General features: G+C 52.5%; 12 protein-coding genes. 10 read left to right on the plus strand and 2 right to left on the minus strand.

Going from position 1 to position 12,344, the window contains the following annotated elements:
• Window positions 1-6: 6 nt before the first annotated feature.
• The 5 genes from cyoB (at window position 7) to HBM92_RS18150 (ending at window position 5,346) form a co-directional block, all read left to right on the plus strand.
• On the plus strand, window positions 7-1,998 hold the full coding sequence (cyoB, locus tag HBM92_RS18130) for a cytochrome o ubiquinol oxidase subunit I (protein ID WP_000467180.1): 1,992 nt from the start codon (window positions 7-9) through the stop codon (window positions 1,996-1,998).
• Window positions 1,988-2,602 (plus strand): cytochrome o ubiquinol oxidase subunit III, encoded by a 615-nt coding sequence (locus HBM92_RS18135; RefSeq protein ID WP_000179819.1) that lies wholly within the window; start codon window positions 1,988-1,990, stop codon window positions 2,600-2,602. The genes cyoB and HBM92_RS18135 overlap by 11 nt, the downstream gene beginning before the upstream one ends.
• Window positions 2,602-2,931, plus strand: coding sequence for a cytochrome o ubiquinol oxidase subunit IV (locus HBM92_RS18140; RefSeq protein ID WP_000019802.1), 330 nt, complete (start codon window positions 2,602-2,604; stop codon window positions 2,929-2,931). The genes HBM92_RS18135 and HBM92_RS18140 overlap by 1 nt, the downstream gene beginning before the upstream one ends.
• Before the next feature lie 11 nt (window positions 2,932-2,942).
• Window positions 2,943-3,833, plus strand: coding sequence for a heme o synthase (cyoE, locus tag HBM92_RS18145; protein WP_000971336.1), 891 nt, complete (start codon window positions 2,943-2,945; stop codon window positions 3,831-3,833).
• A gap of 148 nt (window positions 3,834-3,981) precedes the next feature.
• Complete coding sequence (locus HBM92_RS18150; protein WP_001001001.1) at window positions 3,982-5,346, plus strand: MFS transporter; 1,365 nt, start codon at window positions 3,982-3,984, stop codon at window positions 5,344-5,346.
• 127 nt (window positions 5,347-5,473) lie between these two features.
• Here the strand turns inward: HBM92_RS18150 and yajQ are convergent, their stop codons facing one another.
• Complete coding sequence (gene yajQ, locus HBM92_RS18155) at window positions 5,474-5,965, minus strand: nucleotide binding protein YajQ (RefSeq protein WP_001138904.1); 492 nt, start codon at window positions 5,963-5,965, stop codon at window positions 5,474-5,476.
• A gap of 167 nt (window positions 5,966-6,132) precedes the next feature.
• On the opposite strand from yajQ, the gene panE reads away from it, so the two are divergent.
• Together panE and yajL are read left to right on the plus strand one after the other, a co-directional pair.
• A complete protein-coding gene (panE, locus tag HBM92_RS18160) occupies window positions 6,133-7,044 on the plus strand; it encodes a 2-dehydropantoate 2-reductase (protein ID WP_000705832.1) in 912 nt (303 codons plus the stop codon).
• Window positions 7,007-7,597, plus strand: coding sequence for a protein deglycase YajL (gene yajL / locus HBM92_RS18165; protein WP_001276309.1), 591 nt, complete (start codon window positions 7,007-7,009; stop codon window positions 7,595-7,597). Before panE ends, yajL begins: the two co-directional genes overlap by 38 nt.
• 53 nt (window positions 7,598-7,650) lie before the next feature.
• Here yajL and thiI read toward each other — a convergent pair whose 3' ends face one another.
• Window positions 7,651-9,099: a tRNA uracil 4-sulfurtransferase ThiI gene (gene thiI, locus HBM92_RS18170; RefSeq protein ID WP_000668687.1), complete on the minus strand. Its 1,449-nt coding sequence runs from the start codon at window positions 9,097-9,099 to the stop codon at window positions 7,651-7,653.
• Between the two features lie 205 nt (window positions 9,100-9,304).
• Here thiI and xseB point away from each other — a divergent pair, with 205 nt between their 5' ends.
• From xseB to dxs, 3 genes are read left to right on the plus strand one after another with little or no spacing between them, the layout of a single operon-like run.
• On the plus strand, window positions 9,305-9,547 hold the full coding sequence (gene xseB / locus HBM92_RS18175; protein WP_001124935.1) for an exodeoxyribonuclease VII small subunit: 243 nt from the start codon (window positions 9,305-9,307) through the stop codon (window positions 9,545-9,547).
• Window positions 9,547-10,446: a (2E,6E)-farnesyl diphosphate synthase gene (ispA, locus tag HBM92_RS18180; protein ID WP_000347211.1), complete on the plus strand. Its 900-nt coding sequence runs from the start codon at window positions 9,547-9,549 to the stop codon at window positions 10,444-10,446. Before xseB ends, ispA begins: the two co-directional genes overlap by 1 nt.
• A gap of 24 nt (window positions 10,447-10,470) precedes the next feature.
• Entirely contained in the window at window positions 10,471-12,333 is a 1,863-nt protein-coding gene (dxs, locus tag HBM92_RS18185; protein WP_000006816.1) for a 1-deoxy-D-xylulose-5-phosphate synthase, read from the plus strand.
• Window positions 12,334-12,344: the final 11 nt, after the last annotated feature.

The raw sequence follows: 12,344 nt of genomic DNA on the forward strand, positions 1-12,344 counted from the left end.
ATAAAGATGTTCGGAAAATTATCACTTGATGCAGTCCCGTTCCATGAACCTATCGTCATGGTTACGATCGCTGGCATTATTTTGGGAGGTCTGGCGCTCGTTGGCCTGATCACTTACTTCGGTAAGTGGACCTACCTGTGGAAAGAGTGGCTGACCTCCGTCGACCATAAACGCCTCGGTATCATGTATATCATCGTGGCGATTGTGATGTTACTGCGTGGTTTTGCTGACGCCATTATGATGCGTAGCCAGCAGGCTCTTGCCTCGGCGGGCGAAGCGGGTTTCCTGCCACCTCACCACTACGATCAGATCTTCACCGCGCACGGCGTGATTATGATCTTCTTCGTGGCGATGCCTTTCGTTATCGGTCTGATGAACCTGGTGGTTCCGCTGCAGATCGGCGCGCGTGACGTTGCGTTCCCGTTCCTCAACAACTTAAGCTTCTGGTTTACCGTTGTTGGTGTGATTCTGGTTAACGTTTCTCTCGGCGTGGGCGAATTTGCGCAGACCGGCTGGCTGGCCTATCCACCGCTATCGGGAATAGAGTACAGTCCGGGAGTCGGTGTCGATTACTGGATATGGAGTCTCCAGCTATCCGGTATAGGTACGACGCTTACCGGTATCAACTTCTTCGTTACCATTCTGAAGATGCGCGCACCGGGCATGACCATGTTCAAGATGCCAGTATTTACCTGGGCATCACTGTGCGCAAACGTACTGATTATTGCTTCCTTCCCAATTCTGACGGTTACCGTCGCGTTGTTGACCCTGGATCGCTATCTGGGCACCCATTTCTTTACCAACGATATGGGTGGCAACATGATGATGTATATCAACCTGATTTGGGCCTGGGGCCACCCGGAAGTTTACATCTTGATCCTGCCTGTATTCGGTGTGTTCTCCGAAATTGCGGCAACTTTCTCGCGTAAACGTCTGTTTGGTTATACCTCGCTGGTATGGGCAACCGTCTGTATCACCGTGCTGTCGTTCATCGTTTGGCTGCACCACTTCTTTACGATGGGTGCGGGCGCGAACGTAAACGCCTTCTTTGGTATCACCACCATGATTATCGCCATCCCAACCGGGGTGAAGATCTTCAACTGGCTGTTCACCATGTATCAGGGCCGCATCGTGTTCCATTCTGCGATGCTGTGGACCATCGGTTTTATCGTCACCTTCTCGGTGGGCGGTATGACAGGCGTGCTGCTGGCAGTACCTGGCGCAGACTTCGTTCTGCATAACAGCCTGTTCCTGATTGCACACTTCCATAACGTGATCATCGGCGGCGTGGTCTTCGGCTGCTTCGCAGGGATGACCTACTGGTGGCCTAAAGCGTTCGGTTTCAAACTGAACGAAACCTGGGGTAAACGCGCGTTCTGGTTCTGGATCATCGGCTTCTTCGTTGCCTTTATGCCGCTGTATGCGTTGGGCTTTATGGGGATGACCCGTCGTTTGAGCCAGCAGATTGACCCGCAGTTCCACACCATGCTGATGATTGCAGCCAGCGGTGCGGTACTGATTGCGCTGGGTATTCTCTGCCTCGTTATTCAGATGTACGTTTCTATTCGCGACCGCGACCAGAACCGTGACCTGACTGGCGACCCGTGGGGTGGCCGTACGCTGGAGTGGGCAACCTCTTCCCCGCCTCCGTTCTATAACTTTGCCGTTGTGCCGCACGTTCACGAACGTGATGCATTCTGGGAAATGAAAGAGAAAGGCGAAGCGTACAAAAAGCCTGACCACTATGAAGAAATTCATATGCCAAAAAACAGCGGTGCCGGTATCGTCATTGCGGCTTTCTCCACCATCTTCGGTTTCGCCATGATCTGGCATATCTGGTGGCTGGCGATTGTTGGCTTCGCAGGCATGATCATCACCTGGATCGTGAAAAGCTTCGACGAGGACGTGGATTACTACGTGCCGGTGGCAGAAATCGAAAAACTGGAAAACCAGCATTTCGATGAGATTACTAAGGCAGGGCTGAAAAATGGCAACTGATACTTTGACGCACGCGACTGCCCACGCGCACGAACACGGGCACCACGATGCAGGCGGAACCAAAATTTTCGGATTTTGGATCTACCTGATGAGCGACTGCATTCTGTTCTCTATCTTGTTTGCTACCTATGCCGTTCTGGTGAACGGCACCGCAGGCGGCCCGACAGGTAAGGACATTTTCGAACTGCCGTTCGTTCTGGTTGAAACTTTCTTGCTGTTGTTCAGCTCCATCACCTATGGCATGGCGGCTATCGCCATGTACAAAAACAACAAAAGCCAGGTGATCTCCTGGCTGGCGTTGACATGGTTGTTTGGTGCCGGATTTATCGGGATGGAAATCTATGAATTCCATCACCTGATTGTTAACGGCATGGGTCCGGATCGCAGCGGCTTCCTGTCAGCGTTCTTTGCGTTGGTCGGCACGCACGGTCTGCACGTCACTTCCGGTCTTATCTGGATGGCGGTGCTGATGGTGCAAATCGCCCGTCGCGGCCTGACCAGCACTAACCGTACCCGCATCATGTGTCTGAGCCTGTTCTGGCACTTCCTGGATGTGGTTTGGATCTGTGTGTTCACTGTTGTTTATCTGATGGGGGCGATGTAATGAGTCATTCTAACGTGAGCGGCGGCGCGTCCCATGGCAGCGTAAAAACCTACATGACAGGCTTTATCCTGTCGATCATTCTGACGGTGATTCCGTTCTGGATGGTGATGACAGGGGCTGCCTCTCCGGCCGTAATTCTGGGAACAATCCTGGCAATGGCAGTGGTACAGATTCTGGTGCATCTGGTGTGCTTCCTGCACATGAATACCAAATCAGATGAAGGCTGGAATATGACGGCATTTGTCTTCACCGTGCTAATCATCGCCATCCTGGTTGTGGGCTCCATTTGGATTATGTGGAACCTCAACTACAACATGATGATGCACTAAGAGCGGCGGTTATGATGTTTAAGCAATACCTGCAAGTAACGAAACCAGGCATCATCTTTGGCAACCTGATCTCGGTGATTGGGGGATTCCTGTTGGCCTCAAAGGGCAGCATTGATTATCCCCTGTTTATCTACACGCTGGTTGGGGTGTCACTGGTTGTGGCGTCGGGTTGTGTGTTTAACAACTACATCGACAGGGATATCGACAGAAAGATGGAAAGGACGAAGAATCGGGTGCTGGTTAAAGGCCTGATCTCTCCTGCTGTCTCGCTGGTGTACGCCACCTTGCTGGGTATTGCTGGCTTTATGCTGCTGTGGTTTGGCGCGAATCCGCTGGCCTGCTGGCTGGGGGTGATGGGCTTTGTGGTTTATGTCGGCGTTTATAGCCTGTACATGAAACGTCATTCTGTCTACGGCACCTTGATTGGTTCGCTCTCCGGCGCTGCGCCTCCGGTGATCGGTTACTGTGCGGTAACCGGCGAGTTCGATAGCGGCGCAGCGATCCTGCTGGCTATCTTCAGCCTGTGGCAGATGCCTCACTCTTATGCCATAGCCATTTTCCGCTTTAAGGATTATCAGGCAGCAAACATTCCGGTACTGCCGGTGGTGAAAGGCATTTCGGTGGCGAAGAATCACATCACGCTGTATATCATCGCCTTTGCCGTTGCCACGCTGATGCTCTCTCTTGGCGGCTACGCTGGGTATAAATATCTGGTGGTCGCCGCTGCGGTGAGCGTCTGGTGGTTAGGCATGGCTCTGCGCGGCTATAAAGTTGCTGATGACAGAATCTGGGCACGCAAGCTGTTCGGTTTCTCTATCATCGCCATCACTGCCCTCTCGGTGATGATGTCCGTTGATTTTATGGTGCCGGACTCGCATACGCTGCTGGCTGCTGTGTGGTAACACAACCTCTCAGTTAAAAAGGTGCTACGGCACCTTTTTTCTTAGCATTAGAATCATATCCCTCTCGAAATATTTACTAAAAAATCCGCATGTTTACCCCATTCGTTTGCCGCTTTACACTAGTCGCGGATTTAAAACAGAGGTGGTAATGAACGATTATAAAATGACGTCAGGTGAGCGGCGCGCGACCTGGGGTTTAGGCACCGTTTTCTCGTTGCGCATGCTGGGCATGTTCATGGTTCTGCCGGTTCTGACCACGTACGGCATGGCTCTGCAAGGTGCCAGCGAAGCATTAATCGGTATTGCCATTGGTATTTATGGTCTGACTCAGGCCGTTTTTCAGATTCCGTTTGGCCTGCTTTCAGACCGCATTGGTCGCAAACCATTAATTGTCGGTGGGCTGGCGGTGTTTGCCGCCGGTAGCGTTATCGCTGCGCTCTCTGACTCCATCTGGGGAATTATTCTGGGTCGGGCGCTACAAGGCTCCGGTGCGATTGCCGCTGCCGTTATGGCGCTGCTTTCCGATCTCACGCGCGAACAAAACCGCACCAAAGCGATGGCGTTTATCGGCGTGAGCTTTGGCATTACCTTTGCCATTGCGATGGTGCTTGGCCCGATCATCACTCACAAACTTGGGCTGCACGCGCTGTTCTGGATGATCGCTATTCTGGCAACAACCGGCATTGCGTTGACCATTTGGGTTGTGCCCAACAGTAGCACTCACGTACTTAATCGTGAGTCCGGAATGGTGAAAGGCAGTTTCAGTAAAGTGCTGGCGGAACCGCGGCTGCTGAAACTCAACTTTGGCATTATGTGTCTGCATATTTTGCTGATGTCGACCTTTGTTGCCCTGCCCGGACAGATGGCTGATGCGGGGTTACCGGCGGCTGAACACTGGAAGGTCTACCTGGCAACGATGTTAATCGCCTTTGGCTCGGTCGTGCCTTTCATTATCTACGCTGAAGTTAAGCGCAAAATGAAGCAAGTCTTTGTCTTCTGCGTCGGGTTGATCGTGGTTGCGGAAATTGTGTTGTGGAACGCACAAACGCAGTTCTGGCAACTGGTGGTCGGCGTGCAGCTTTTCTTTGTGGCGTTTAATTTGATGGAAGCCCTTCTGCCTTCACTTATCAGTAAAGAGTCGCCAGCAGGTTACAAAGGTACGGCGATGGGTGTTTACTCCACCAGCCAGTTTCTTGGCGTGGCGATTGGCGGTTCGCTGGGCGGCTGGATTGACGGCATGTTTGACGGTCAGGGCGTATTTCTCGCTGGCGCAATGCTGGCCGCAGTGTGGCTGGCAGTCGCCAGTACCATGAAAGAACCGCCGTATGTCAGCAGCTTGCGCATTGAAATCCCGGCGAACATTGCCGCAAACGAGGCGTTAAAAGTGCGTTTGCTGGAAACTGAAGGCATCAAAGAAGTGTTGATTGCAGAAGAAGAACATTCAGCTTATGTGAAAATCGACAGCAAAGTGACGAATCGCTTTGAGGTTGAACAGGCAATTCGCCAGGCATAAAAGCGAGGCGAAATTGCCTGCTGCGCTACGCTTATCAGGCCTACTAAGTTCCTGAGTTACAAACCTTTGTAGGCCGAATCAGGCGTTCATGCCGCATCTGACATGAACAAAGCGCAGGTTGTCGCGATTAATCGCGGAAGTTTTTGAACTGGAACGGCTGACCGAGATCGCCACCACGTACCATCGCCATGACAGCCTGTAAATCATCACGAGATTTACCCGTTACGCGGATCTCATCGCCCTGAATTTGCGCCTGCACTTTCAGTTTGCTGTCTTTGATCATTTTGACGATTTTCTTCTGAGTCGCGCTCTCAATGCCCTGTTTCAGTTTCGCTTCCACAAACCAGGTTTTACCGCTATGAACGATATTTTCCGGTACATCCAGTGAACTGCCTTCAATGCCGCGCTTCAGCAACTTGGCACGCAGAATATCCAGCAACTGATTGACCTGGAAGTCGGACTCGCTCAACACTTTGATGGTTTTGCTGGCGTCATTCAGCTCAAATGAGGCTTCAACGTTACGGAAGTCAAAACGGGACTCCACTTCGCGGCTCGCGTTATCGACCGCGTTACGTGCTTCCTGAAGATCAACTTCAGAGACAATATCGAAAGATGGCATCTTTTCCTCTCCCTTCATTTTTGATGCGAAGCATAATACCTGCAAAGTTAAATAACCAACAGTCCTGCACCAGGACGTATCCCTTAATTGTGCATAGTCGCAACAGCATGCACAATTAAGGGATAGCCTTATTGAACACCCGGAGTGGTTGCGGGTGAGGAGGAACAATGAAAATTACCGTATTGGGATGCGGTGCCTTAGGGCAATTATGGCTTACAGCACTTTGTAAACAGGGTCACGACGTTCAGGGCTGGCTGCGCGTACCGCAACCTTATTGTAGTGTGAATCTGGTTGAGACAGATGGTTCGATATTTAACGAATCGCTGACCGCCAACGATCCCGATTTTCTCGCCACCAGCGATCTGCTCCTGGTGACGCTGAAAGCATGGCAGGTTTCCGATGCCGTCAAAAGCCTCGCGTCCACACTGCCTGTAACCACGCCAATACTGTTAATTCACAACGGCATGGGCACCATCGAAGAGTTGCAAAACATTCAGCAGCCATTACTGATGGGCACCACCACCCATGCCGCCCGCCGCGACGGCAATGTCATTATTCATGTGGCAAACGGTATCACGCATATTGGTCCGGCACGGCAACAGGACGGCGATTACAGTTATCTGGCGGATATTTTGCAAACCGTATTGCCTGACGTTGCCTGGCATAACAATATTCTCGCCGAGCTGTGGCGCAAGCTGGCAGTCAACTGTGTGATTAATCCACTGACCGCCACCTGGAATTGCCCGAATGGTGAATTACGTCATCATCCGCAAGAAATTATACAGATATGCGAAGAAGTCGCGGCAGTGATCGAACGCGAAGGGCATCATACTTCAGCAGAAGATTTGCGTGATTACGTGATGCAGGTGATTGATGCAACAGCGGAAAATATCTCGTCGATGTTGCAGGATATCCGCGCGCTGCGCCACACCGAAATCGACTATATCAATGGTTTTCTCTTACGCCGCGCCCGCGCGCATGGGATTGCCGTACCGGAAAACACCCGCCTGTTTGAAATGGTAAAAAGAAAGGAGAGTGAATATGAGCGCATCGGCACTGGTTTGCCTCGCCCCTGGTAGTGAAGAGACTGAAGCCGTCACCACTATCGATCTGCTGGTTCGCGGCGGTATCAAAGTCACCACTGCCAGCGTCGCCAGCGATGGTAACCTGGCGATTACCTGCTCGCGCGGCGTGAAGCTGCTGGCGGATGCGCCGCTGGTTGAAGTGGCTGATGGCGAATATGACGTGATTGTGCTGCCTGGTGGCATCAAAGGCGCAGAGTGTTTTCGCGATAGCACCCTGCTGGTTGAAACCGTTAAACAGTTCCACCGTTCCGGGCGTATCGTCGCGGCTATTTGCGCCGCGCCAGCCACCGTGCTGGTCCCGCACGATATCTTCCCGATTGGCAATATGACCGGCTTCCCGACGCTGAAAGACAAAATACCCGCCGAACAATGGCAGGACAAGCGCGTCGTCTGGGATGCACGGGTAAAATTGCTGACCAGCCAGGGGCCAGGTACAGCTATCGACTTTGGTCTGAAAATTATCGACCTGCTGGTTGGGCGCGAGAAAGCCCATGAAGTGGCATCACAACTGGTGATGGCGGCAGGGATTTATAATTATTACGAGTAGTGTCGGATGCGGTAAACGTCGCATCTGACCAGATGCGACGTTACAACCACATATTACGGGCGATACACCTTCACATTGTTAAAGCCCTGCTCGCGCAGATAGAGCGCCTGCAGGCGGCTCATCACCCCGCGCTCACACCACAACAGCCAGGTTTTGCTCTGGTCGAGATCGCCAAATTTGGTGCTCAGTTTATAGAACGGCAGAGAAACCACATCAATCCCTTCGACTTTCAGTGGCTTATCTTCCTGTTCATCGATAGAACGGATATCGAGGATCACGTCGTTCGGGCCGAAGCCATTGACGGTTTCCACTTCCACCACTTCCTGCTCGGTCTGCTGGGCGATTTCGCGGATATCAACGTTATTCGCTTCCTCCACCACTTTATCGAGAATGCTGAAGTCGAACTTCTCTTCTTCCGCTTCAATCTTCGATTTAACCGCTTTCACCGTCGGGCTTTTGGAAATCACGCCGCAATATTCCGGCATCGTGCGGGCAAAGTCTTCGGTGCCAATCTGGCGAGCCAGGTTGATGATGTGCTCTTTGTCGTAAGAGATCAGCGGACGCAGGATCAGCGTATCGGAGACGTTATCAATCAGGCGTAGGTTGGTCAGCGTCTGGCTGGACACCTGGCCGAGCGCTTCGCCGGTGACCAGCGCCTGTACGCCGTAACGTTCAGCCACTTTAGATGCGGCACGCACCATCATACGTTTGAGGATAACGCCCATCTGACCGTCGTCGATTTTCTCGAGAATTTCCCCGACGACCGGTTCGAAATTAATGGCGACAAAACGCACGCGGTGGGAGCTGCCAAAGCGGTTCCACAGATAATGCGCCACCTGACGCACGCCAATTTCATGCGCCGCGCCGCCGAGGTTAAAGAAGCAGTAATGCACGCGGCAGCCGCGACGCATCAGCATATAACTGGAAACGCCGGAATCGAAACCACCGGAAATGAGCGACAACACATCTTCCTGGGTGCCGATCGGGAAACCGCCAATACCTTCGTAGCGGCCTTTAATCAGCAGCAGACGATCGTCTTCCACTTCCAGATGGACAGTCACTTCCGGATTGGTCAGCTTCACGCGCGCGGATTCAATATGCTGATTTAAACCGCCGCCGACGTAACGTTCCACATCAATCGAGCTAAAATCATGTTTGCCGCGGCGCTTCACGCGTACGCAGAAGGTTTTGCCTTCCAGCTGATCGCGATATTGAACCAACGCTTTCTCGAAAATATCGTGCATGTCGGTAAACGGCACGTCTTCGACTTCGAGAATATGGTGGATACCCGGAATACGGGTCAGGGCGTCGCGAATAGCCAGACGCTGGTTTTCATCTTTTGCGCGAACTTCGATGTTATCCCAGTGACGGACGACAGCGAGCGTCTCATCATAGTGCTTTAAAACGTTACGAATGTTCCCGGTAAGGATTTTTATAAAGCGCAAGCGCACAGATTGGCTTTTGATGGTGATTTCCGGGAACAATTTAATGATAAACTTCATGGCGGCAATGGTTCGTTGGCAAGCCTTAAGCGACTTGTATAGGGAAAAATACAGCAGCCCACACCTGCGGCTGCATCCAGGCGCGGAAGTATACCACTAACATCGCTTTGCTGCGCACATCACCTTACCATTGCGCGTTATTTGCTATTTGCCCTGAGTCCGTTACCATGACGGGGCGAAAAATATTGAGAGTCAGACATTCATTATGCCGAAGAAAAATGAGGCTCCCGCCAGCTTTGAAAAGGCGCTGAGCGAGCTGGAACAGATTGTAACCCGTCTGGAAAGTGGCGACCTACCGCTGGAAGAGGCGCTGAACGAGTTCGAACGCGGCGTGCAGCTGGCACGTCAGGGGCAGGCCAAATTACAACAAGCCGAACAGCGCGTACAAATTCTGCTGTCTGACAATGAAGACGCCTCTCTAACCCCTTTTACACCGGACAATGAGTAATGGACTTTCCGCAGCAACTCGAAGCCTGCGTTAAGCAGGCCAACCAGGCGCTGAGCCGTTTTATCGCCCCACTGCCCTTTCAGAACACTCCCGTGGTCGAAACCATGCAGTATGGCGCATTATTAGGTGGTAAGCGCCTGCGACCTTTCCTGGTTTATGCCACTGGTCATATGTTCGGCGTTAGCATAAACACACTGGACGCACCCGCTGCCGCCGTAGAGTGTATCCACGCTTACTCATTAATTCATGATGATTTACCGGCGATGGATGATGACGATCTGCGTCGCGGTTTGCCGACCTGCCATGTGAAGTTTGGCGAAGCAAACGCGATTCTCGCTGGTGACGCTTTACAAACGCTGGCGTTCTCGATTCTAAGCGATGCCGATATGCCGGAAGTGTCAGATCGCGACAGAATTTCGATGATTTCTGAGCTGGCGAGCGCCAGCGGTATTGCCGGAATGTGCGGTGGTCAGGCATTAGATTTAGACGCTGAAGGCAAACACGTACCTCTGGACGCGCTTGAGCGTATTCATCGTCATAAAACCGGCGCATTGATTCGCGCCGCCGTTCGCCTTGGTGCATTAAGCGCCGGAGATAAAGGACGAAATGCACTGCCAGTACTCGACAAGTACGCAGAGAGCATCGGCCTTGCCTTCCAGGTTCAGGATGACATCCTGGATGTGGTGGGAGATACTGCAACGTTGGGAAAACGCCAGGGTGCCGACCAGCAACTTGGTAAAAGTACCTACCCTGCACTTCTGGGTCTTGAGCAAGCCCGGAAGAAAGCCCGGGATCTGATCGACGATGCCCGTCAGTCGCTGAAACAACTGACTGAACAGTCACTCGATACCTCGGCACTGGAAGCGCTAGCGGACTACATCATCCAGCGTAATAAATAAACAATAAGTATTAATAGGCCCCTGATGAGTTTTGATATTGCCAAATACCCGACCCTGGCACTGGTCGACTCCACCCAGGAGTTACGACTGTTGCCGAAAGAGAGTTTACCGAAACTCTGCGACGAACTGCGCCGCTATTTACTCGACAGCGTGAGCCGTTCCAGCGGGCACTTCGCCTCCGGGCTGGGCACGGTCGAACTGACCGTGGCGCTGCACTATGTCTACAATACCCCGTTTGACCAGTTAATCTGGGATGTGGGGCATCAGGCTTATCCGCATAAAATTTTGACCGGGCGCCGCGACAAAATCGGCACCATCCGTCAGAAAGGTGGCCTGCACCCGTTCCCGTGGCGCGGCGAAAGCGAATATGACGTATTAAGCGTCGGGCATTCATCAACCTCCATCAGTGCCGGAATTGGGATCGCAGTTGCTGCCGAGAAAGAAGGCAAAAATCGCCGCACCGTCTGTGTCATTGGCGATGGCGCGATTACTGCTGGCATGGCGTTTGAAGCGATGAATCACGCGGGCGATATCCGTCCTGATATGCTGGTGGTTCTCAACGACAATGAAATGTCGATTTCCGAAAATGTTGGCGCGCTCAACAACCATCTGGCGCAGCTGCTTTCCGGTAAGCTTTACTCTTCACTGCGCGAAGGCGGAAAAAAAGTTTTCTCTGGCGTGCCACCCATTAAAGAGCTGCTCAAACGTACCGAAGAACATATTAAAGGCATGGTAGTGCCTGGCACGTTGTTTGAAGAGCTGGGCTTTAACTACATCGGCCCGGTGGACGGTCACGATGTGCTGGGGCTTATCACCACGCTTAAGAACATGCGCGACCTGAAAGGCCCGCAGTTCCTGCATATCATGACCAAAAAAGGTCGTGGTTATGAACCGGCAGAAAAAGACCCAATCACCTTCCACGCCGTGCCTAAATTTGATCCCTCCAGCGGTTGTCTGCCGAAAAGTAGCGGCGGTTTACCAAGCTATTCAAAAATCTTTGGCGACTGGTTGTGCGAAACCGCAGCGAAAGATAACAAGCTGATGGCGATTACTCCGGCGATGCGTGAAGGTTCCGGCATGGTCGAGTTTTCACGTAAATTCCCGGATCGCTACTTCGACGTGGCAATTGCCGAGCAACACGCAGTGACCTTTGCTGCGGGTCTGGCGATTGGAGGCTACAAACCCATTGTTGCGATCTACTCCACCTTCCTGCAACGCGCCTATGATCAGGTGCTGCATGACGTGGCGATTCAAAAGCTTCCGGTCCTGTTCGCCATCGACCGTGCGGGCATTGTTGGTGCTGACGGTCAAACCCACCAGGGCGCTTTTGATCTCTCTTACCTGCGCTGCATACCGGAAATGGTCATTATGACCCCGAGCGATGAAAACGAATGTCGCCAGATGCTCTATACCGGCTATCACTATAACGATGGCCCGTCCGCGGTGCGCTACCCGCGCGGCAACGCAGTTGGCGTGGAACTGACGCCACTGGAAAAACTGCCAATTGGCAAAGGCATTGTGAAGCGTCGTGGTGAGAAACTGGCGATCCTTAACTTTGGTACGCTGATGCCAGAAGCGGCGAAAGTCGCTGAATCGCTGAACGCTACGCTGGTCGATATGCGTTTCGTGAAACCGCTTGATGAAGCGTTAATTCTGGAAATGGCCGCCAGCCATGAAGCGCTGGTTACCGTAGAAGAAAACGCCATTATGGGTGGTGCAGGCAGCGGCGTGAACGAAGTGCTGATGGCCCATCGTAAACCAGTACCCGTGCTGAACATTGGTCTGCCGGACTTCTTTATTCCACAAGGAACTCAGGAAGAAATGCGCGCCGAACTCGGCCTCGATGCCACCGGTATGGAAGCCAAAATCAAAGCCTGGCTGGCATAATCCCTACTCTA

Origin of the sequence: Escherichia sp. E.sYA108 (genome assembly GCF_011754335.1) — a bacterium.
Classification (GTDB): Bacteria; Pseudomonadota; Gammaproteobacteria; order Enterobacterales; family Enterobacteriaceae; genus Escherichia; species Escherichia coli.

What these genes read in the sequence shown, in the direction of transcription:
- cyoB (WP_000467180.1), top strand. Translation starts at nt 7, where the DNA reads ATGTTCGGAAAATTATCACTTGATGCAGTCCCGTTCCATGAACCTATC.
- HBM92_RS18135 (WP_000179819.1), top strand. Translation starts at nt 1,988, where the DNA reads ATGGCAACTGATACTTTGACGCACGCGACTGCCCACGCGCACGAACAC.
- HBM92_RS18140 (WP_000019802.1), top strand. Translation starts at nt 2,602, where the DNA reads ATGAGTCATTCTAACGTGAGCGGCGGCGCGTCCCATGGCAGCGTAAAA.
- cyoE (WP_000971336.1), top strand. Translation starts at nt 2,943, where the DNA reads ATGATGTTTAAGCAATACCTGCAAGTAACGAAACCAGGCATCATCTTT.
- HBM92_RS18150 (WP_001001001.1), top strand. Translation starts at nt 3,982, where the DNA reads ATGAACGATTATAAAATGACGTCAGGTGAGCGGCGCGCGACCTGGGGT.
- yajQ (WP_001138904.1), bottom strand. Translation starts at nt 5,965, where the DNA reads ATGCCATCTTTCGATATTGTCTCTGAAGTTGATCTTCAGGAAGCACGT.
- panE (WP_000705832.1), top strand. Translation starts at nt 6,133, where the DNA reads ATGAAAATTACCGTATTGGGATGCGGTGCCTTAGGGCAATTATGGCTT.
- yajL (WP_001276309.1), top strand. Translation starts at nt 7,007, where the DNA reads ATGAGCGCATCGGCACTGGTTTGCCTCGCCCCTGGTAGTGAAGAGACT.
- thiI (WP_000668687.1), bottom strand. Translation starts at nt 9,099, where the DNA reads ATGAAGTTTATCATTAAATTGTTCCCGGAAATCACCATCAAAAGCCAA.
- xseB (WP_001124935.1), top strand. Translation starts at nt 9,305, where the DNA reads ATGCCGAAGAAAAATGAGGCTCCCGCCAGCTTTGAAAAGGCGCTGAGC.
- ispA (WP_000347211.1), top strand. Translation starts at nt 9,547, where the DNA reads ATGGACTTTCCGCAGCAACTCGAAGCCTGCGTTAAGCAGGCCAACCAG.
- dxs (WP_000006816.1), top strand. Translation starts at nt 10,471, where the DNA reads ATGAGTTTTGATATTGCCAAATACCCGACCCTGGCACTGGTCGACTCC.